This window comes from Bradyrhizobium sp. AUGA SZCCT0160 (assembly GCF_018130105.1).
Lineage (GTDB): Bacteria > Pseudomonadota > Alphaproteobacteria > Rhizobiales > Xanthobacteraceae > Bradyrhizobium.
The window spans coordinates 64,454-85,446 of the sequence record NZ_JAFCMD010000008.1 but is presented as its reverse complement, the minus strand read 5'-3'; the positions used below and the strand labels follow the sequence as shown (position 1 = coordinate 85,446).

Genomic DNA, 20,993 nt, shown 5'->3' with positions numbered 1-20,993 from the left:
GTCTGCGTCGGGTCGTCCTAATCCGCCGACGCGCCGATCAATGCCCGACGATCTCCGGCAGCCGTGTCGCCGGCGGTGTGTTGCGGCTGCGCTGGGTGCGGACGATGCCGTCGATGATGGTCATGCCGATGCCGGGCAGGTCGCCGAGCTGCACGCTGTGCAGCAGGCTCTTTCCCGGTGAGTGCTGCGCCATGTCCATGATGACGAAGTCGGCGGAGCGGCCGACCTCGATCAGGCCGCAGTCGAGCGCGCGCATGCGGGCGGTGTTGCCGGTGGCGAGGCAGAAGGCGATTTCGGCCGGCAGTTCGCCGAGCGATGACAATAGCGACACCATGCGCAAAATGCCGAGCGGCTGCACGCCGGAGCCGGCCGGCGCGTCGGTGCCGAGGATGACGCGGTGCAGGTCGCCCATCTCGCGCGCGGTGCGCAGCGTGAACAGCGCCGAGCGTTCGTTGCCGTTGTGAACCAGCTCCAGGCCGCGCTTGCAGCCCTCGCAGATGCAGCGGATCTGGTCGTCGGGTAGCGCCGTGTGGCCGCCATTGATGTGGCCGACCACATCGGTGTCGGCTTCCAGCACCACGTCCTTGTCGATCAGGCCGGAGCCTGGGATCGAAGGCCCGCCGGTGTGGATCGTGCTCTGGATGCCGTATTTGCGCGCCCATCCCACCATCTTGCGCGCGGTCGGGCCGTCCTTGACGCCGCCGAGGCCGACCTCGCCGAGCAGCTTGACGCCGGCCGCGGCGAGCTCCTTGAAATCGTCCTCGACCATTTCGTTTTCGATCACGGGCGCGCCGGCATGGATCTTCACGCCGCCGGGCCGCAGCGTCCAGAACGCGCGCTGCGCGAAAATCGCCATCGCCTTGACGCCGACGACGTCGCGGGGCCGGCCGGGCATGTGCACTTCACCGGCTGATATCATCGTGGTGACGCCGCCGTGCAGGTAGCTGTCGATCCAGCCCATCTGGTTCTGCCGCGGCGTCCAGTCGCCGGCGACGGGATGGACGTGGCTGTCGATCAGGCCGGGCGCGACGGTGGTGCCGTTGGCGTTGACGACAGTCGTGGCGCCTTCGGTGTCGACCTCCTTGAGGCGGCCGATCGCGGCGATCTTGCCGTTCTCGGCCACGATGGTGTCGGCATCCAGGATCGGCTTTTCCAGCATCCCCGACAGCAGCAGCCCGATATTGCGGATCACCAACTTGCTCGGGCTGCTTGCCTGGGGTGCATCGTGCGCCATGGATTCTTCCTTGTTGTTCAATGCCTTCAGGGCGTTGCCGGCCATCTTGCCCGCGGCTTGACGGCGGGATCAAGAAGGATTATTCATTCGTACACGAATGATCGTATACGAATGATTTTGCCGACGCAATCTGCCTCCAATCGGATCGAAAGATGAGCAATTTCAATCAGGAAAGCGTTCTCAGCGTCCATCACTGGACCGACACCCTGTTCAGCTTCACCACCACGCGCGACCCCTCGTTCCGTTTTCGCAACGGCGAGTTCACCATGATCGGGCTGAAGGTCGGCGAGAAGCCGCTGCTGCGCGCCTACAGCGTCGCCAGCGCGAATTATGAAGACCGGCTCGAATTCTTCTCGATCAAGGTGCCGGACGGGCCGCTGACTTCGCGCCTCCAGCATCTGAAGGAAGGCGATGAGATCATCGTCAGCCGCAAGGCCACCGGCACGCTGGTCATCGACAATCTGCAGGACGGCCGCAACCTGTATCTGATCGGCACCGGCACCGGGCTCGCCCCGTTCCTCAGCGTGATCAAGGATCCCGAGACCTATGAGCGGTTCGAGAAGGTGGTGCTGCTGCACGGCTGCCGCCGCGTCGCGGAACTGGCCTATGGCGAGATGATCACCAAGGAACTGCCGAACGACGAATTGATCGGCGAACTCGTGCGCAACCAGCTGATTTATTATCCGACGGTGACGCGCGATCCCTTCCACAACCGCGGCCGCATCACCGATCTAATCAATTCAGGAAAGCTGTTCGCAGATATCGGGCTCGCGTCGCTCGAGCCTGCGCATGACCGCGTCATGATCTGCGGCAGCCCGGCGCTGGTGGCGGATACGCGCACGCTGCTGGGGGCTAAGGGCTTCGTCGAAGGCAATCACGGCGAGCCGGCGCAGTTCGTGGTCGAGAAAGCGTTCGCGGAGCGGTAACTAAGGCCGCACCGCCGGCGCTTCCAGCGGCATGCCCTTGGCGCGCGACATCAGGTAAAGCTCCAGCTCGACTAGTTCAGGCGCGCCGTAATCATAGGCCTGCGCGCGGATGCCCGTCATGCAGGCGCGTAGCCGGCGCTGCAGCGATCCCAGCGATTGCCACTCCAGCCGGTAAAGCGGGTAACCCGTCGGGTGTCCTTGCGTGATCGCCGATCCCGCCAGGCGCTTTTCCCAATTCTCATCGTGGCAATTGGTGCAGCCGAGATTGAGCTGGCCCTGTCGCTGCATGAACAGTTCACGGCCCCTGGCGACGAACGGCGCCAGCTGCGGATCGCTGCCGGGCTCGATTGCGACGCCGCGCGATTGCTGCGCGACAAAAGCGGTCAGCGCCAGCAATTCGCGACTCTCGAAAGCAAGCGGCGTCGCCTGCTGACGATTGACGCGGCACAGATTGATGCGCTGTTCGAGGTCGACGGGACGGCCGAGCGCCTTGTCGAAAGCGGGATAATGCGCCGCGACGCCCTTCATGCTGACGCGAGCGTCGTTGTGACAATCGCTACAGGCCTTGTTCGCGGTGCCCAGCTTGCGCGCCCATAATTTCTCGCCGTCGAGCACCCACAGCATGCCAGGATTGGCGGTGTCGTCGTCCTGCATCGTCCTTGTGTCCGGCGCCATGAAGCTATAGCCGGAGCGGCGTTCTGCTTGCGGGATTTCAGCGCCGGCGGCGTCCACCACGAACAGAGCAGACAGAACGATGAGGCCGGCCAACCTCATTCGACTGTTATCGAGGCCGACGCGGTTTCGGAAAAGCCGTTATCGCCGATCCATTCGAACTCGAACTTGCCGCTCGCGGTCGCCGTGGTGAAGAAGGTGATGAAAGGGTTGGCGGCGATCGCAGGAAACAGATCGGCACGAAAGATCTCGGTGCCGTTATAGCGGCAGGCAAAGCTCGTGATGATGTCGCGCGGCACCACCTCGCCGGTGGCGGTGTGCCGATAGCCGGTTTCCATGATGTGCGACATCAGCGTCTTGATCTCGATGATGTCGCCGCGTTTGGCCTTGGCGGGAACGTTGATCAGCGCGGAGGTCATCAGATCACCTCATCGGTGCAGGCCGCCAGCGTCACCACGACGTCGACGCTGGCCGACCAGAACGAGCCGTCGGACAACCGCGCGATGGCGACGATCTTCTGGCTGTCGGCGAGGCGAATCCGCGTGGACACCTGCGCGCGGCCGCAATGCGGGCCGAGATGGAAATTGCCGATATTGGGCTGCGGGTTCTTCTCGTTGAAGATGTGGATGCTGCGGACGTGATCCTCCGGCGCCATCGGGCTTGCGACGTTGACGGTCAGCGGCACCGTGTTGCCGTTCTCGACCAGCGGCGGCACGTCGAGCTTGACCTTGCCGGTGCGCACTTGCGCGCCATTGGTGACGCTACGAATCGCGGATGCGAGTTCGGCGGGTGTCGCTTCGCCCGGTCGCACCGTGACGATCGGGACGGCGCCGAGCACGGCCACGCCGCCGGCGAGGCCGAGGAACTGGCGACGTGTGGAATCCTTGTGTTGCATCGTCACTTCCTATTCGCGCAGTGTCACCAGATAAGCCACGATATCTTCGATCTGTTCCGCCGACAGGATCGGCTTGCCGCGCCATGCCGGACCAACACGATGCAGGCCGTCCACGCGATAATAGGACGGCATGATCGTCGCTTCATTGAGGCGGCTCGCGTCCACCAGCCGCAGCCGTAGCTGGCCCTCCGACCAGCGGCTACCGGAACCGGCGAGGTTGGGCGCCAGATCGCCCTGAAATTTCTCTTCCGGAAACGGTCCGTTGTGGCAGAGGATGCAGGTGCTTTGGCGGTTGAGGAGTGTCATCCGCCCGCGCACGGGATCGCCGGGCGCGCCGGTCAGCGACATCGCAATGGCATCGCCGGTCACGGCATAGCCTCGCAGCTCTTGCGCGGCAGCGAGGCCGGGCAAAGCGAGCAGTGCGCCCGCAAGGATCGGACCCGACATGTAAAGCTTAGCCAAAGACTTCCGCCGTGATGGTCGCGAACCAGGATTGCGCATAGTCGGCCTCGCGCGCGCGGAAGTCGCGCGGCACATCCGCCGGGCTGACGCCGCCGGCGCCTTCGACGTCGGCGAACAGCCCGTTTTTCGGCTGGTAGACGCCGGCGACCGAGAAGCCGTAGCCGGGGGCCGCCAGGCTGTAGCAGGTATTGATCAGCTTCGGCGCCTCGGGCGCTCGGCCCGCGATCAGCGTGGCCACCGCGCTCGCGCAAGCCTTGGCCTGGGAATTCGCGGAGAACGCGGATTTCGGCATCGAGCCGGCAATACAGGCATCGCCGATGACGTGGATGTTCGGCGCCGATTTGGATTCGAAGGTGAGGGGATCGATCGCGCACCAGCCGGTATTGTCGGTCGCGCCTGCGATGGTGGCGATGCGGCCGGCGCGCTGCGGCGGAATCACGTTCGCCACCTGCGCGGTGTGGTTGCCGAAATCGGTAATCAGCGTGTTGGTCGCCGGGTCGACAGAGTTCACCTTGCCGCCCTGTGACAGCGACACCCATTCGATCATTCCCGGATAAAGTTCCTTCCAGGCGTTCTGGAAAAGCCGCTGCTTGGAGAAGGTGTCCTTGGCATCGAGGATGATCAGCTTCGAACGTGGCTTCTTGGTTTTCAGATAATGTGCGATCAGGCAGGCGCGTTCGTAAGGTCCCGGCGGGCAGCGGAACGGATTGGCAGGCGCGGCGATAACGACAAGGCCGCCATCGTCCATGGCTTCGAGTTGCTTGCGCAGCAGCAGCGTCTGCTCGCCGGCTTTCCAGGCGTGCGGCATCTTTGCAGCGGCAGCTTCGTCGTAGCCGGGCAGCGCTTCGAAACGCAGATCGACGCCGGGAGACAGCACCAGCCGGTCGTAGGCCAGCGACGTGCCGTCGGCGAGCCCGACGGTCCGCGCCTTGGCATCGACCGCCGTTGCCGCCTGTGCCACCACGGTGACGCCGCCGGCGGCGATCTTGTCATAGCCGAATTGCTGTTCCTCGAGCGAACGCAGTCCCGCGATGACGTTGTTGCTGAACGGGCAGGCGGTGAAGGTCCGGTTCGGCTCGACCAGCGTGACCTGCAGTTTCGGCTCGATCTGTTTCAATGCGCGGGCGCAACTGGCGCCGCCGAAGCCGCCACCGATCACGACGACGCGCGCCGCGGCTTGCGCGAATGCGGGCAGTGGAAACGCCAGCGCCGTCACGGCGGCAGCACCGGCACCAACGAATTCCCGCCGGCTCATGCGATGGTTGATGCCCATGGCTTGCGGCCCCCTTACTTCTGTGCTGCGAGCCACGCCGCAATCGCGCGCAACTCGTCGTCGGAGAAGCCTTTGGCGATGCGGGTCATCACCGTGCCGGGAAGCGAACCGTCGCGGAATCCCGTCATCGCGGTCATGATATCGCCGGCGTCACGGCCGTACAGCCGCGAAATCGGCGAGGCCGCCACGGCTCCTGCGGCGTGACAGCCGGAACAGGCCGCTGCACCAGGCGGAGGGATGGAAGCCGCCAGCAGCGGCGAACTCCACGCCACGGCCGTTGCAATTCCGATGGCAACGCAAAACGTTCTCATCCGCGGATATCCCCGAAGTTGGGGGCGGCGGCCGGTGAAGGCCGCCGCCCGCGTTGTCAAGCGAAGCTGATATCCTGGTCCTTCAGCGGCACCGAGCGGATGCGTTTTCCCGTTGCCGCGAAATACGCATTGAGCACGGCGGGCGCCGCGACGCAGATCGTCGGTTCGCCGACGCCGCCCCAGAAGCCGCCGCTCGGCACGATGACCGACTCCACCTTCGGCATCTCCGCGATCCGCATCGAATTGTAGGTGTCGAAGTTGGACTGCTCGATGCGGCCGTCCTTGACGGTGCAATTGCCGTAGAACAGTGCGGACAGGCCATAAACGAACGAGCCTGCAATCTGGCGCTCGATCTGCGCCGGATTGACGACGTGGCCAGGGTCGGTGGAAGCGATGATACGGTGTACCTTGATCTTGTTGCCGTCCGTCACCGAGATTTCGGCAGCACCCGCGACGTAGCTGCCGTAGCCCATGTGCTGGCAGATGCCGCGGTAGACGCCCTTTGGCGGCGGCTTGTCCCAGCCGACTTTTTCCGCCACCGCATTCAGCACCGCGAGGTGCTTGGGATGCTTCGACATCAACTTACGCCGGAACTCGACCGGATCCTGGCCGACCGAATGCGCCAGCTCGTCGATGAAACACTCGAGATAGATCGCGTTCTGATTGACGTTGACGCCGCGCCAGAAGCCCGGCGGGACGTGGGGGTTGCGCATCGAATGCTCGACCAGCAGGTTCGGAAAACTGTATCCGATCGCCCAATCGCCGGTGGGCGCGAGGCCCTGGAATGCCGCCGTGTCCATGCCGTTGACCAGTGCCGCCGGCCGCACGGTGAACAGGATGGATTGGCCGGAGATCCGCACATGCAGCGCCGTCAGATTGTTGTCCTTGTCGAAGGCGCCGGTCAATTTGCATTGGGTGACCGGATGATAGGTGCCGTGCTGCATGTCGTCTTCGCGCGACCACAACAGTTTGATCGGCGTGCCCGGCATCTGCTTGGCGATGGAGACGGCCTGCCGGACATAGTCGGTCATGCCGCGACGGCCGAAGCCGCCGCCGAGGATCAGCTTGTGAACCTCGCATTTGTCGGCAGGCAGGCCGGAGGTTTCCATCACCGCGGCGAATGCCGCTTCGCCGTTCTGCGTTCCGGTCCAGACTTCGCACTTGTCGGGTGTGTAAAGCGCGGTGGCGTTCAACGGCTCCATCGCGGCGTGGTTCTGGTAGGGGTAGTTGTACACCGCCTCGAGCTTCTTGGCGGCGCCGGCGATGGCGGCTTTGGCATCGCCGTTCTGGTTGCCGATGAAAGCGGGCTGCGAATTGTCGAGGCCCTCGGCCAGCCATTTGGCGATCGATTCGCTCGACACCTTGGCGTTCTCGCCTTCATCCCAGACGATCGGCAACGCGTCGAGCGCGGTCTTGGCGTGCCACCAGGTGTCGGCGACGACGGCGACGGTAGAGTCGTTGACCCGCACCACCTTCTTGACGCCCTTCATGCCCATGACCTTGGCTTCGTCATAGCTCTTCAGCTTGCCGCCAAAGACCGGGCATTCCTTCAGCGCGGCGTTCAGCATTCCCGGCAGCTTGACGTCGATGCCATAGATCATCTTGCCGGTGGTCTTGTCGGCGGTATCGAGCCGCAACACGCTCTTGCCGGCAATTTTCCAGTCCTTCGGATCCTTCAGCTTGACGTCGGCATCGGCGGGAGGCGACAGCCTGGCCGCGGCTTCCACCACCTTGCCGTAGGTCGTCGTCTTGCCAGACGGCGTGTGTGTAATGGTGCTGTTGGCGGCGGTGCATTCAGAAATCGGCACCTTCCACTCATTGGCTGCGGCCTGGACCAGCATCATGCGCGCGGTGGCGCCGCCCTTGCGGACGTAGTCCTGCGAGGTGCGGATGCCGCGGCTGCCGCCGGTCGAGAAATCGCCCCAAGCGCGCTTGCGTGCGACACTTTGACCCGGTGTCGGATATTCGGTGGTGACCTTCGACCAGTCGCATTCGAGTTCTTCCGCGACGAGCTGGGCGAGGCCGGTGAGCGTGCCCTGTCCCATCTCCGAACGGGCGATGCGGATCACGACGGTGTCGTCGGGGCGGATCACCACCCAGACGTTGACCTCAGGCGATCCATCGGCAGCGCGGACCACGGTGGGGCCACCGAAGGGGATGTCGAGACCGACCGCGAGGCCGGCGCCGGCAGCGGCGGTACCGATGACGAAGGCGCGGCGGCTGAGTGCAGGTGTGATGTGCTTGTTCATGACATCCCCTCAAGCGTTCGCGGCGGCGTGGATTGCCTCGCGCACCTGTTGGAAGGTGCCGCAGCGGCAAATATTGGTGATGGTCTCGTCGATGTCCTTGTCGGTCGGCTTCGGCTTTTCCTTTAGCAGGGCCGCTACCGCCATGATCATGCCGGTCTGGCAATAGCCGCATTGCGGCACGTCGTTCTTGATCCAGGCCTGCTGCACCTTGTGCAGTGCGCCATCGCTGGTGGCCAGACCTTCGATCGTGGTGATCTGCTTGCCAACGGCTTCGCTGACAGAGATGCCGCAGGAGCGCATCGCGACCCCGTCAATATGGATCGTGCAGGCGCCGCATTGTGCAATGCCGCAACCGTATTTGGTGCCGGTCAGTCCGACATTCTCCCGGATCGCCCACAGCAGCGGGGTATCGTCCTCGACGTCCACATTGATTGATTTTCCGTTGATAGTGAGGTTTGCCATCGCGTTTCCCCTGTTAGCTCAATTCATCAATTGAACCCGGCACGGACAGTGGACCGCAATTTGGAACAGTTCAAATCAAGAAAATGCGTTTGCGATGCGGGAAGAAAATTGACCAGCCGGGGTTTGGTGGGCGCAGGGCGCCACATGGCCGTCACGTTCGCCAGGTGCGGCCAGGGTTTGCCTGTCTTATAGGCACAGTCCTTCAATCAATCTCGCGATGGAGCCACCGCCAGACGCAGGAAACTCATTACGCACCCGAGCGCGGCAAAGCCGGCGCCGAGTGTCAGTGCAAGCGTCGCGCCATCGTGGCCGCCGAGCGCAAAGCAGAGTGCGGCGAACGCAGCACCCAGCGTTTGTCCGGTGAGCCGTGCGGTCGCGACGATGCTGCTGGCGCTGCCGCTGCGATGCGACGGTGCGCTCGACATCAATGCACGCAAATTTGGAGTTTGAAAGAAACCGAAACCGATCCCGCACACCACCATGCGCCAGACGATGTTGGCGACGCCGGGATCCGCCGGCAGCGTCGCCAGCAACACCATCCCCGCGCATAGCAAGGCGAGGCCGATGCCGCCGAGAATGCCGACGGGATAGCGGTCGGACAGCCGGCCGCCGATCGGCGCCATGATCGCGACCACCAGCGGCCACGGCGTCATGAAGAAACCGGTCTCGACCTGGGTGCGCATCAGCACGTCTTCGAAATAGAACGGCAGCGAGACGAAAGCGATCCCCTGAACCGCAAAGGTACATACCGACGTCGCCGCCGATAGCGCAAACATCGGCCGCCGGAACAAATCGATCGGCAGCATCGGCGCCGGGTGATCCGCCTGCCGCCGCATCATGATCCAGCCGAGGATGATGGCGCCAACCAGTTCGGCCGTTACCAGCACCGGCGGTGCGCTGTGTGCCGCACTTCCGATCCCGATGATGAACAGGCCGAGGCAGCCCGTGGTCAGCGCCGCGCTCGCAAAATCGAATGCGTGCGTCGCACGTGGCGTCGGCGGCAGCGTCTTTAGTCCGATCCACACCGCGATCAGGCCGAAGGGAATGTTGATCGCGAACAGCCAGGGCCAGGGGCCAAGCGCTAGAATGCCGGATGCGATCGTCGGTCCAAGAGTGAAGGCGGTGCCGACCACCAGCGCGTTGTGACCAAAACCGCGGCCCAGCATGTGCGTCGGGTAAACATAACGAACCAGCGCCGCATTCACGGCCATGATGCCGCTGGCGCCGAGCCCCTGCAGCGCACGCGCCGCCACGAGACTGGGCAGCGACCACGCTAACGCGCAGCCGATCGAGGCAATCGTGAACAGCAACAGGCCGCCGATATAGATGCGCTGATGGCCGACGATTTCGCCAAGCGCGCCGAGCGGCAGCAGCGTCGCCACCAGCGCGATCTGATAGACATTGACGACCCAGACCACATCGGCCGGGCTGACATGAAGGTCGGCGGCGATGGCGGGCAGCGCGATGTTGGCAATCGCGGTATCGAGCGAGGCCAGCGCCAGCGCGGTGAAGATCGCCGCGACCGCCCAGCGCCGGAGTTCCGGCGGCAAGCCGTCGATACCGGGCGTGGCAGGCGGCTTGGCGGTCGCAACTTCTGACATCGAGATCGGGGTTCTCCACAGCCGGCGCGGGTAACGGCCTTAAGGGGCGTGTACTACGGACGCGAGGTGTTCCACAGGCACGCCGCTGCATGATGCGTATGCGAAGGCCGGCTTCCGCGGCATTTTGAGCGCCGACTTTGTGCTACTTCCCGCCCGCCGCCTGATCGACTAGGCTCGCGGCGCATTGCGGGCGCAAGATCCGAAAACGGACGGTCGCAGGCCAAGGGGAAGCGCTTTGGACGGACAGGGGAACCGGCGCAGCGAGGTCATGCGTAGCGCCAGTGAGGGGATGCGTCGGCGCGTGTGGGCGAACCTGTGGGTTGTGCTCCTGCTGGCTATTCTCGGCTTTCTCGTCATCTATCCAATCCTGATGCTGCTGCTCGGTTCGCTCACCGACACCAACCCGGTGGTCGAGGGCATCAGCCTGCGCCATCTTTCGATCGCGAATTTTCTCGTGGTGCTGGCGAATCCCAATGTCGGGGAGGCGCTGGTCAACACGTTGATCGCCTGCGGCGGCGGCACCGCGATTGCGATCGTGATCGGGTTGCTGTTCTCCTGGATCGTGGTTCGCACCAATACGCCGTTCAAGGGCTTTATCGCCGCCGCCAGCATCCTGCCGCTGTTTGCGCCGCCGCTGGTCGCAGGCGTGGCATGGGCGATCCTCGGTTCGCCCAAGACCGGCCTGATCAACACCATGTTCAAATGGATCGGTCTCGACTGGCGCGTCGATTTCTATTCGCTGTGGGGCCTGGTGTTCGTGTTCGGCATCTATTACGCGCCTTACGTCTACATGTTCACTTCCTCGGCGCTGCGTAACATGGACCCGAGCCTGGAGGAGGCCGCCGAGATTTCCGGCGCCAGCGCGTTCGCGACATTGTTCTCGGTGACTTTCCCGCTGATTATGCCGGCGATCATCTCAGGCATGCTGCTGTCGTTCATCGTGATGCTCGGCATCTACGGCATTCCGGCGGTGCTGGGGTCGTCGACCAATCTGGCGCTATTGACGACTTATATCTTCAAGCTCACCAACTGGTCGCCGCCGCTCTACAACACGGCCGCAGCGGTTGCGATCATCCTGATGGTCGTCACCGGCGCGCTGGTGTTTTTGCAAAACAGGGTGCTCAGCGGCCGCAGCTACACGACGGTGGCCGGCAAGGCGTTCCGCCCGCGCAGCCTCGATCTCGGGCGCTGGCGCTGGTTCACGTTCGCCATCGGTATCGTCTATCTGCTGATCGTGGTGGTGCTGCCGCTGCTCGCATTGATCGTGGCGGCGTTTCGCAAGTTCATGTTCATCCGCGACGTCAGTAGCCTGTTCGACATGCGCCAATACTCGATGGTGCATTTCAACAGCATCTTCGACAATCCGCTGACGCTGCGGTCGATCTACAACGCGGTCGAGGTCGGCGTGATCACGGCCGTGGTCGGCGGCGCGCTGGCGTTTGCGATCGGCTACACCATTCATCGCACGCAGCTGACGGGCCGGCGATGGATCGATCTGATCTCGACCGTGCCGGTCGCGATTCCCGGCCTCGTGGTCGGCGTCGCTTATTTATGGGCATGGATCGGCATACCCGGCGGGCTGTACGGCACGATCTGGATCCTGGCGCTGGCGTTCATCGCGCGCTTCATGCCGGACACCGTCAAGGCGTTGTCGACCTCGTTCATGCAAATCCATCGCGAGCTGGAAGAGGCCGCCTGGGTCTGCGGCAGGGGGATGTTCGCCACCATACGGACCATCGTGCTGCCGCTGGCGCGGCCCGGCGTGATCGCGTCGATGACGCTGTTGTTCGTGCTGGCGATCCGCGAACTCGGCTCGTCGCTGTTTCTCTACACCAGCAACACCATGGTGATGTCGGTGCTGCTGCTCGACTATTACGAGGGCGGAAATCTCGGCAAGACCGCCGCATTCAGCCTGGTCCAAACGGTACTGCTCGGCGTTCTCATCGGCGGCGCCAACTGGCTATCGCGCGAGGCGACGCAGAGCGGGGTCGCCCGCACCGGATAAAAAAACTCGAGGGAGGATTGCTATGAATAGACGGATCTTCACCAAAATGGCGCTGGCTGGCGTCGCCGGTCTCGGCATCCTGTGGGGCGCACCATCGCAGGCGCAGGAGTTCGGTTCGCCCGAACTGATAGCGGCGGCGAAGAAGGAGGGGAAACTGGTGTTCTACACGGCGAATTTCGCCGAGGTCGAGCAGCAGGTGATCAAAGAGTTCCAGAAGCGCTATCCCGAGATCAAGGTCGAGATGGTGCGCGCGCCGGGCGGCCAGCTCATCACCCGCGTCAAGACCGAGGCCGCTGCCGGCAAGCTGATCGCCGACGTGGTCGATCATTCCGATCGCGCGCTGATGCAGCCTTTGGCCGACCTTTTCCAGGACTACGCGCCGCCGAATGCCGCGGATTACAATCCCGATTCCCTGATTTCTCCCAAACTGTGGCCGCGCGTGACCCTGGTCTGGTCGATCGCCTACAACACCGAACTCGTCAAGAATCCGCCGAAGTCGTGGATGGATCTGACCAAGGCGGAATACGCCAAGCAGACCGGGCAGGTGTTCGCCCGGTCCGGCGGCACCACCTGGACCCGCGTGATGTTCGAGCGCCAGGTGCTGGGCGAGGACTATTGGGCCAAGCAGGCGGCGACCCGTCCGATCCTTTATCCGTCGGGCGCGCCGATGTCGGACTCGCTGGTGCGCGGCGAAGTCGCGATGGGGCCGCTGCTCTACAATGCGATCTATCCGAAGCAGAAGGACGGCGCGCCGATCAAGATTTTCTTCCCGCCCGAAGGCGCCCCGGTCAATCCCTACGCCACGGGAATTCCCAAGACCGCCGCCAATCCCAATGCCGCAAAGCTGTTCCTGAACTGGTGCCTGTCGAAGGAGGGGCAAACCTTCATGATCAAGGAGCTCGGCAATCTGACCTCGCTCAAGGTGGCGCCGGTCTACCCCGAGGGTTTCGATCCCAAGGTGGTCAAGGTCTGGTTCCCGAAATTCGACGAATACGTCAAGCTGCACGAGCCATGGGTGGCGGAATGGGACAAGACCTACGGTCACCGGCAGTGAGCGATCTACGCATGACGCGGGCTTCTTCATGACGGCGACTCTTGAGGTAACCGACCTGCGCAAGCAGTTTGCGGTCGGCCGCCCGGCGATCGATGGCGTCAGCTTCGCCGTGCCGGCCGGCGAGATCGTCGTGCTGCTGGGACCGTCCGGCTGCGGCAAGACCACGACGCTGCGATGCGTGGCGGGGCTGGAGCATCCAACCGACGGCGAGATCAGCATTGCCGGCCGGATCGTGTCGGCACCCGCCAGCGGCATTCTTGTGCCGCCGCGCCTTCGCGAGCTCGGCATGGTGTTCCAGTCCTACGCGGTGTGGCCGCATATGACGGTGCGGCAGAACGTGGTCTATCCGCTCAAGCATCGCAAAATCTCGCGCGCCGACGCCCGCCGCAAGGTCGATGAAGCGCTCGAGCTGGTCGGCTTGTCGGAATATGCCGAGCGTCCGGTGGTCGCACTGTCCGGCGGCCAGATGCAGCGCGTCGCCTTGGCGCGCAGCATCGTCTACCGGCCGCAATTGCTGCTGCTTGATGAGCCGTTGTCGAATCTGGACGCCAAGCTGCGGTTACGTTTGCGCGACGATCTGCGCGTCATCCTCAAGCAGACCGGCATGACGGCGCTCTATGTCACCCATGACCAGGCCGAAGCCGTGGTGCTCGGCGACCGCATCGGCGTGATGCGCGACGGCAAATTGCTGCAGATGGATACGCCGGACGCGATCTATAACCGGCCGGCGGATCTGTTCGTCGCTAATTTCACCGGCGCCACCAACGAACTTCTGGGCACGCTGGTGTCGCGCAACGGCGAATTTGGCACGGTCGATTTCGGCGACGGTCGCCGCGGCGAGGTGGCGTTGCTGCATTCGCTGGGTCCGGACGAGAAGGTGCGCATCGCGCTGCGACCGGAGAACATCACGATCGGCCAGCACAACGGCGCCAATACTTTTCCCGCTCGCGTGCTCCATCGCCGCTACCAGGGCACGCAAACCGCCTATGGTATCGAACTGTTTGGCCGCCGGCTGGAGGTGGTCGAACTCGGCACCGCCGCCCGGCACCAGGTCGGCACCGAGACCCCGGTGTCGCTGCCGCGCGAAAGCTGCTGGGCCTATCGCGACACCGGGCCGGTGTCGTATGAATAGCGGCCCGTCATTGCGAGCGAAGCGAAGCAATCCATTATCACCTCGCGTGCCGAAGGATGGATTCCTTCGCTTCGCTCGCAATGACGCGGATAGATTCTACCCGCTCGGCCCCATCCCCAAACTCCCGTAAATCCGCCTTGCATAGGCGCCGAACTCGTCCGTGGTCTTGATCGGCAGATCGCGCGGAAACGGTAGGTCAATCGCAAAGTATTCCGCCATTCGTGCCGGGCCCGCGGTGAGCACCGCGCAATGCGAGGCGAGGAACACGGCTTCCTGGATGCTGTGGGTGACGAAGATGATGGTCTTGCCGCTCTCGCGCCAGATCCGCAGCATTTCCAGATTCATCTGTTCGCGCGTCAGCGCGTCCAGCGCACCGAATGGCTCGTCCATCAGGATCAGTTTGGGATCGTGGATGAAGGCGCGCGCGATCGCAGTGCGCTGCTGCATGCCGCCGGACAGTTGCTGCGGATATTTGTCCTCGTAGCCGCCAAGGCCGACGAGATTGAGCAGATCGCGGGCGCGGGCGCGGGCGGCCTTCATCGGCAGCCCGACGATTTCGGCCGGCAGCAGCACGTTGTCGAGAATAGTGCGCCACTTCAGCAGCAACGCCTGCTGGAACACCATGCCGATGTCGCGCGCGGGGTCGAACGGCGTTTTGGCATTGCCGATCTTGACGGTGCCGCCATCGGCCTCGTGCAGGCCGGCCAGAATCTTCAGCACCGTGGTCTTGCCGCAGCCGGATGGTCCGACGAGCGAGACCAGCTCGCCCTCGCTGACGTCCATGGTGACGTCGGAGACAGCCAGAAACTCCGTGCCCTTCGACCGGTAAACCTTGCGGACGTTGCGCAGGCTGATAAAGGGCTCTTCCGCCGTCATGCCAGCCATTTCTGCAAGTTGCCGGCGACGAAGGCGTCGTCGGAAAGATCGGCGTGCTCGCGGCAGACCCGGTCGATCTCCTGCATCTGGCCAGGGCTCAGCCCCTCGGCCGGATCGAGGCACCATAGCCCCTGCATCAGTCCCTGCCGACGCAGGATTTCGTGACAGCCGGCGATGCAGCCATGGAAATTGTTGGCGACATCGAAGAAGGCGCTGTTGCAATCGGTCACTCGGGCATCAAGTGCCAATAGGTCCGCCGGCACGGTGTCCTTGTAGCGCGCCGCCTTGCACACCTCGAACTGCTTGATCGCGGCCGCCGTCCACACCGACCAATGGCCGAGCAGGCCGCCCTTGAAGTAAGTGCGGGTGGTAACGCCGTTGTCGCGCAGGTCGAACGGCAGCATCAGATCGAGCAGGATATGGTCGTCATTGCCGGTATAGAGCGCGACGCGGTCGAGCGCACCGGCGGCGGCGACGCCGCGCAGCACGTCGAGGGTGCGGTAGCGGTTGAACGGCGCGATCTTGATCGCGATGACGTTGTCGATCGCTGCAAAGCGCCGCCAGAAGTTCGCGCTGAGAATGACGCCGCCGACCGCGGGCTGCAGGTAGAATCCGACCAGCGGAATCTCGCGCGCCACCGCCTCGCAATGCGCGATGATCTCGCCTTCTGAGGCCGATTTCATCGCGGCAAGGCTGAGCAGGCCGGCATGGTAGCCGACGCCGCGCGCAATCTGTGCTTCCGCAACGGCCTGCTGCGTCGGACCGGCGAGGCCCGCGACCATCGCCAGCGGCCGCTTGGTCCAGCCGGCCGCGGTCTGCGCCGCCAGTTCCAGCACGGGCTTGTAGAGTCCGACATCGCGGATCGCGAACTGCGTGGTATGCACGCCCACCGCAAGGCCACCGGCGCCGGCATCGATATAGTAGCGCGACAGCGCGCGCTGGTGCCTTGTGTCGAGCGTGCGGTTGGCATCGAGCGCCAGCGGATGCGCGGGGATCACCGTGCCCTCGGCGATCAGTTGTCGCACTTCGGATTTGATCTCGCTGTGGTGCATGAAAATCCCTATCCAAATTCCGGGCCGGCGACCGCGAACGGCAATTCCCCGGCCAGCATGGTGGCGCGGCCGAACCGCATGCGCTGGAACGGCCGCTCGATGGTCCAGCCGTTGTGGGTGAGGCCGCGCAGGAAATCTTCCTGCGAATGCACGGCGTCAAGCAGCCACGGGCCTTGCTCTGACCGTACGATGGCATCGACCAGCGTCAGCGCGCTTTTGCCGGCGTCGGCAAAGACAGGGCCGACATGGCGGGCAGCGCGGCCGTCCCGGACCAGCGCAACGGCGTTGCCTGATGATACCATGCGGGAGCCGGCGCGGCCGCCGAACTCGGTCAGCAAAGCGCCGCGGTCAAACCCCATGGCGCTGACATCGCGCGCGATGAAGTCGGCGACGCTGCAATTCGATAGCGATTGCGCGGCGCTCACGCCTCTCGGGGCTTCCAGCCGCAGCCGCCGCAATTGCAGCGTCGGTGTGAAGCCGAGCGGGCCATAGACGTTGGCTCCATCGGGCGTCGCGTCGAGCCAGGTGGTGAGGCCGCGCTTTGTCGCTATCTTGAGGCAGGCGTCGACCAGCCGGGTCGCGACACCGCGGCGGCGCCAACTCGGTGTCACCAGCACCATGCTGATCCAGGCGTTGCCGGCGGAGTAGGGCAATAGCGCCGCGGTCGCGACCAGTTGCTTGCCGTCACGCACCCCGAGCATGGCTCCCTTGCTCAGGAAAAATCGCCAGTCGGCCTCGTTCTGGTCCCAGTGCGCCTCCGTCGACAACAGCAATCCAGCCGGCGCATCGCCGACGCCGAGTTCGACGAGCTCGATGTGCTCAGTACCGGCCATCGCGCACCTCATATTTGGTGGGCTTGCCGAGGCTCGGCATCGACCGCGACACCCAGTCGGCGGTCCAGCGGATCAACTGATCGGTATCGACAACAGGCAGGCCGAACAAGCTTACGGCTTGCGACGTATTGGTCAGCCACGCCGTCGGCTCTTCCTTGCCGATGATGACAGGCGCAATTCCAAACCGTTGGCCGAATCTGGCGGCGAGATCGCGCACCGCGAGAATTTCGTGGCCGCTGACATTGATCGGCGAGGTCGGCGTGTCGCAATGCGCGAGGCAGCGCAGCGCCTGCGAGGACGCATCGCCCTGCCAGATGAAATTGACATGGCCGAGGCTGACGTCGATCGGCTTGCCCTGCAAGACCTTGCTCGCGATGTCGTGCAGCACGCCGTAGCGCATGTCGATCGCGTAGTTCAGCCGGAACAGCCGGCCCGGCGTGGAATGCTTGCGCGAGAAATACTCGAACATGCGCTCGCGCCCGACGCAGGATTGCGCGTATTCGCCGGGCGGATTGGGTGCAAGGTCCTCGTCGGCGCCCTTGCCGTTCACGGGCACGAAGGGATAGACGCAGCCGGTCGAGAACGCCACGATCCGCGAACCGGCAAAGGCCTGAGCCACCAGTGCCGGGACGTGCGAATTCATCGCCCAGGTCAGCGACAGATCGCCCTCGGCGCCGAACTTGCGGCCAGCCATGAAGATGATGTTTTGAATTTTCGGCAGCGCCTTGATCGCGGCTTCGTCGAGCAGGTCGCAATTGATGGTCTCGACGCCACGGGCCTGCAGCCAGTCCTTGACGTCAGGCTCGCTGAAGCGTGCGACGCCGATAACCCGGCGGTCAGGTGCGGCGGCCTTGGCAAGCCCCGCCAGCGTCGGCCCCATCTTGCCGGCAACGCCCAGGATCATGATGTCGCCATCGACCTTGCGCAGGTCGTCGATCAGCGCCTGGCTCGGCAGGCACAGCAGTTCATCGAGGGCGGCGATATCCGGGATCGTCTCCGGCAATTGGTCGCGTGTCAGCAGCATGCCTGTTCCCTTGTATTATTGCAGCCTGACGTCACGGACCACGAACAGCCGCTCGAGGCCGAGCACCAGGCCGTACAACGCCACGCCGAGCAGGGTCAGAAGAATGACGGCCATCACCATCGCCGGCGTATCGAGCGAGGCCTGCACCTGGATCATGAGATAGCCGAGCCCGCGCTCGGAGGCGATGAACTCGCCGACGATGGCGCCCGCGACCGCCAGAATGGCGCCGACCTTCATGCCTGAGAATACGTAAGGCAGCGCGCCCGGCAGCTGGATCTTCCGGAACAGCGTCCAGCGCGAGCCGCGCAGCGATTTCACCAGGTCCAGCAGATCAGGCTCGACCTCGCTCAGCCCCCGCGCGGTCGTCAGCAGGATCGGGAAGAAGCAGATCGAGAACGCGATCAGGATGTTCGGAAAGATGCCGTAGGAGAACCAGACGATGAACAGCGGTCCCAGCGCCACTTTCGGAATCATGTTCAGCGTGACGAACAGCGGCAGCAGCAGCAGGCTGATCAGCGGCGACCAGGTGAACATGACCGCCAGCATGACGCCGACCAGCGCGCCGAGGCAGAAGCCGCCGAGGATTTCGGCGCCCGTCACCCAGAGGTTCGAGAGCCAGGCGTACTTGGCCGACGTCAGGGTCGAGAGCGCGGCCAGCGGCGAGGGCAGGATGAATTTCGGCACCTGGAAGGCGTCGACCAGCACCTGCCAGAGCACGATCACGGCAAGATGCGCGATCAGGATGATCGCCACCGTCCTCGCCGATCGCCCTGCATCGCCAGACACCGCATACTCCTTGTTGAGGCGCGTCCGGTTCCCGGGCGCGCGGTGGCAGTCTATCGCGGGGCGTCCCAGGTTTCAACCAGTTGGTTGATTAGGGAAGCTCCCCGCCGTCGTCCCGGGCTTGACCCGGGACCCATACTCCGCGGCCTATCGGTGAGGGCGCGAACGTTAGATACCGTTCGTAAAATAACCGCCGCGGCGTATGGGTCCCGGCTCAAGGCCGGGACGACAGACCATCACGGCCGCAGCGACTGCATCACCAAATCGACCACGTGCTTCCGGCGGGCGCGCCTCGCCGTCGGGCTCGACAGGTCCTTGCCGAAGATTGCCGACAAAGTGGGCGTGTTCGAAAAGTAGAAATAGCTCAGCCCGGCGATCGAGATGTAGAGATGCACCGGATTGATTCCCTTGCGGAACACGCCGGCGCGGACACCTTCGCTCAGGATGGCCGAGACCATGCTGACCAGCGGCGAATGCATTGCCTCGAGCTTGCGGGAGCCACGCACATGGCGGGCGCCGCCGCGGTTTTCGTCGTTGAGCAGCACGATGAAATCGGGATGGGCGGCGAGGTGGTCGAAGGAGGCCTCGATCAGCCGCTTGATGGCCTGCTGCGGCGGCAGGCCTTCGAGGTTGAGCTTGCGTTCCTGGGCGCGGATTTCCTCATAGACCCACTCCAGCACCGCCAGATACAGCGCGTCCTTGTCGCCGAAGTAATGATAGACCAGCTGCTTGTTGACGCCGGCGCGCGCCGCGATCTCGTCGACCCGGGCACCGGCGAGGCCACTATCGGCAAATTCACGGCGTGCCGCCGTCAAAAGCTTCTCCCGCGTCGCGGCCGGATCGCGCCGCTTTGGCCTGGTGCTATCAGCTCGTCTTATAGGCATTTCCAACCAAACAGTTGACAATTCGTCTCGTCCTTGTTGCATTGGTAGCGTCACGGGCGTGCAACGACAAGGCCGGCCTTGCGATCGACATCGATGACCGGTTTGCAAACCAGGAGAGATGCCATGAAGGGTTTGAGGATTGCGTCACTGGCGCTTGCGCTTGCGGTCCAGGCGGCTCCCTCTCATGCCGGCGAGGCCGTCAACCTGATCCTGAACTGGGCGCCGACCGCGGATCATTCGCCGTTCTATTACGCCAAGGCGCAGGGCTGGTACGAGAAAGCCGGCATCGATCTCATAATCGAGACCGGCAAGGGTTCCGGCGTCTCGTCGCTGAAGGTCGGCTCCGGCGGTTCGTCGTTCGGCATCGCCGATCTCGCGACCATGCTGGTGGCGAAGAGCAAGGGCGCCGACGTCGTGGCTCTGATGAGCATCTACGCCAACACCGGGCAGACGTTCTATTGGCTGAAGAGCTATGGCGTGAACAGCGCCAAGGACTTTCCGGGCCACAAGATCGGCAATCCACCCGGCGACGCTTCGCGGGTGATGTGGCCGGCGTTCGCCAAGGCCGCCGGCATCGCGCCCGACGCGGTCAGTTTCGTCAATGTCGGGCCGACCGCCAAGATCGCGGCGCTGAAGAGCCATACGGTCGATATCATCAGCGATTTTTACAACGAACACGATCTCAAGGTGATCGAGTTCGGTGCCGACCTCGGCTACGTCAATTGGAAGGATATCGGGCTCAACCCGTACGGCAACTCGCTGATCGTCAACGGCGCCTACCTGGAAAAGAATCCAAAGATCGCCGACGCCTTCGTCAAGGTCAGCCAGAAGGCGTTCGCCGCCTGCGTCGCCGACGTCGCGCCCTGCCTGAAGGCGCTGCTCGATGCCGCGTCGGGGCTCGACAAGGAGAACCAGGAGCGCCAGTGGGAGCGCATCAAGTTCCTGATGACGGACGATTTCACCACCACCAAGGCGCTGGGCTGGATCGACGCCGAGCGGATGAAGAAGGACTATGAACTGGTGCAGACTTATCTCGGCATGGAAAAGCCGTTCGAGGTCGGCACCGCGTTTTCGACTAAGATGCTCGACACGAGCATCAAGATGGATGCGAGCAAGGTGAAGAAATAGAAAGGCGTCGTTCGGGGGCGATGTCTCTCCTCGTCATGGCCGGGCTTGACCCGACCATCCACGTCTTGGTTGCGTCGATACTGGAAAGAAAGACGTGGCTGCCCGGGACAAGCCCGGGCATGACGGAAATCGCGGCC

At 63.9% G+C, this 20,993-nt stretch carries 21 protein-coding genes; 5 read left to right on the top strand and 16 right to left on the bottom strand.

Annotation, left to right across the window (positions count from 1 at the left end):
• Positions 1–37 precede the first annotated feature (37 nt).
• Positions 38–1,234: an amidohydrolase family protein gene (locus JQ558_RS15385; protein ID WP_212294201.1), complete on the bottom strand. Its 1,197-nt coding sequence runs from the start codon at positions 1,232–1,234 to the stop codon at positions 38–40.
• A 152-nt stretch (positions 1,235–1,386) separates the two neighbouring features.
• Between JQ558_RS15385 and JQ558_RS15380 the strand changes: the two genes are divergently transcribed.
• Entirely contained in the window at positions 1,387–2,160 is a 774-nt protein-coding gene (locus JQ558_RS15380) for a ferredoxin--NADP reductase (RefSeq protein WP_212208491.1), read from the top strand.
• On the opposite strand, the gene soxA is transcribed toward JQ558_RS15380, so the two are convergent.
• The 9 genes from soxA to JQ558_RS15335 all read right to left on the bottom strand — a co-directional run bounded on the left by soxA (position 2,161) and on the right by JQ558_RS15335 (position 10,085).
• Entirely contained in the window at positions 2,161–2,934 is a 774-nt protein-coding gene (soxA, locus tag JQ558_RS15375; RefSeq protein WP_212294104.1) for a sulfur oxidation c-type cytochrome SoxA, read from the bottom strand. It abuts the gene before it with no gap.
• Entirely contained in the window at positions 2,931–3,251 is a 321-nt protein-coding gene (gene soxZ / locus JQ558_RS15370) for a thiosulfate oxidation carrier complex protein SoxZ (protein ID WP_192734859.1), read from the bottom strand. Before soxZ ends, soxA begins: the two co-directional genes overlap by 4 nt.
• On the bottom strand, positions 3,251–3,727 hold the full coding sequence (locus JQ558_RS15365) for a SoxY-related AACIE arm protein (RefSeq protein WP_212208488.1): 477 nt from the start codon (positions 3,725–3,727) through the stop codon (positions 3,251–3,253). Before JQ558_RS15365 ends, soxZ begins: the two co-directional genes overlap by 1 nt.
• A gap of 9 nt (positions 3,728–3,736) precedes the next feature.
• Positions 3,737–4,174 (bottom strand): sulfur oxidation c-type cytochrome SoxX, encoded by a 438-nt coding sequence (gene soxX / locus JQ558_RS15360; RefSeq protein WP_249119284.1) that lies wholly within the window; start codon positions 4,172–4,174, stop codon positions 3,737–3,739.
• A 7-nt stretch (positions 4,175–4,181) separates the two neighbouring features.
• A complete protein-coding gene (locus JQ558_RS15355) occupies positions 4,182–5,456 on the bottom strand; it encodes an FCSD flavin-binding domain-containing protein (protein WP_409363395.1) in 1,275 nt (424 codons plus the stop codon).
• Positions 5,457–5,476: 20 nt separating this feature from the next.
• Positions 5,477–5,773, bottom strand: coding sequence for a c-type cytochrome (locus tag JQ558_RS15350; RefSeq protein ID WP_212208485.1), 297 nt, complete (start codon positions 5,771–5,773; stop codon positions 5,477–5,479).
• A gap of 56 nt (positions 5,774–5,829) precedes the next feature.
• Entirely contained in the window at positions 5,830–8,022 is a 2,193-nt protein-coding gene (locus tag JQ558_RS15345) for a molybdopterin cofactor-binding domain-containing protein (RefSeq protein ID WP_212275529.1), read from the bottom strand.
• 9 nt (positions 8,023–8,031) lie between these two features.
• Complete coding sequence (locus JQ558_RS15340) at positions 8,032–8,484, bottom strand: (2Fe-2S)-binding protein (protein WP_212275531.1); 453 nt, start codon at positions 8,482–8,484, stop codon at positions 8,032–8,034.
• Positions 8,485–8,690: 206 nt separating this feature from the next.
• Positions 8,691–10,085, bottom strand: coding sequence for an MFS transporter (locus JQ558_RS15335; protein WP_212208481.1), 1,395 nt, complete (start codon positions 10,083–10,085; stop codon positions 8,691–8,693).
• Positions 10,086–10,353: 268 nt separating this feature from the next.
• On the opposite strand from JQ558_RS15335, the gene JQ558_RS15330 reads away from it, so the two are divergent.
• From JQ558_RS15330 to JQ558_RS15320, 3 genes are read left to right on the top strand one after another with little or no spacing between them, the layout of a single operon-like run.
• Entirely contained in the window at positions 10,354–12,090 is a 1,737-nt protein-coding gene (locus JQ558_RS15330) for an iron ABC transporter permease (RefSeq protein WP_212294103.1), read from the top strand.
• 22 nt (positions 12,091–12,112) lie between these two features.
• Positions 12,113–13,144 (top strand): ABC transporter substrate-binding protein, encoded by a 1,032-nt coding sequence (locus tag JQ558_RS15325; protein ID WP_249119283.1) that lies wholly within the window; start codon positions 12,113–12,115, stop codon positions 13,142–13,144.
• Between the two features lie 28 nt (positions 13,145–13,172).
• Entirely contained in the window at positions 13,173–14,276 is a 1,104-nt protein-coding gene (locus JQ558_RS15320) for an ABC transporter ATP-binding protein (RefSeq protein WP_212294102.1), read from the top strand.
• A 96-nt stretch (positions 14,277–14,372) separates the two neighbouring features.
• Here the strand turns inward: JQ558_RS15320 and JQ558_RS15315 are convergent, their stop codons facing one another.
• From JQ558_RS15315 to JQ558_RS15290, 6 genes are all read right to left on the bottom strand, one after another.
• Positions 14,373–15,161 carry an ABC transporter ATP-binding protein gene (locus JQ558_RS15315; RefSeq protein WP_212294101.1) on the bottom strand — a complete coding sequence of 263 codons (789 nt, stop codon included), beginning with the start codon at positions 15,159–15,161 and terminating at the stop codon, positions 14,373–14,375.
• Positions 15,149–16,204 (bottom strand): dihydrodipicolinate synthase family protein, encoded by a 1,056-nt coding sequence (locus JQ558_RS15310; protein ID WP_212294100.1) that lies wholly within the window; start codon positions 16,202–16,204, stop codon positions 15,149–15,151. Before JQ558_RS15310 ends, JQ558_RS15315 begins: the two co-directional genes overlap by 13 nt.
• 8 nt (positions 16,205–16,212) lie before the next feature.
• On the bottom strand, positions 16,213–17,037 hold the full coding sequence (locus tag JQ558_RS15305) for a GNAT family N-acetyltransferase (protein WP_212294099.1): 825 nt from the start codon (positions 17,035–17,037) through the stop codon (positions 16,213–16,215).
• On the bottom strand, positions 17,024–18,061 hold the full coding sequence (locus JQ558_RS15300; RefSeq protein WP_212294098.1) for an NAD(P)-dependent oxidoreductase: 1,038 nt from the start codon (positions 18,059–18,061) through the stop codon (positions 17,024–17,026). Before JQ558_RS15300 ends, JQ558_RS15305 begins: the two co-directional genes overlap by 14 nt.
• Positions 18,062–18,076: 15 nt before the next feature.
• Positions 18,077–18,847 carry an ABC transporter permease gene (locus JQ558_RS15295; RefSeq protein WP_212208475.1) on the bottom strand — a complete coding sequence of 257 codons (771 nt, stop codon included), beginning with the start codon at positions 18,845–18,847 and terminating at the stop codon, positions 18,077–18,079.
• A 233-nt stretch (positions 18,848–19,080) separates the two neighbouring features.
• Positions 19,081–19,728 carry a TetR/AcrR family transcriptional regulator gene (locus tag JQ558_RS15290; RefSeq protein ID WP_212208474.1) on the bottom strand — a complete coding sequence of 216 codons (648 nt, stop codon included), beginning with the start codon at positions 19,726–19,728 and terminating at the stop codon, positions 19,081–19,083.
• A gap of 123 nt (positions 19,729–19,851) precedes the next feature.
• Here JQ558_RS15290 and JQ558_RS15285 point away from each other — a divergent pair, with 123 nt between their 5' ends.
• Positions 19,852–20,856: an ABC transporter substrate-binding protein gene (locus JQ558_RS15285; protein ID WP_212294097.1), complete on the top strand. Its 1,005-nt coding sequence runs from the start codon at positions 19,852–19,854 to the stop codon at positions 20,854–20,856.
• Positions 20,857–20,993 lie beyond the last annotated feature (137 nt).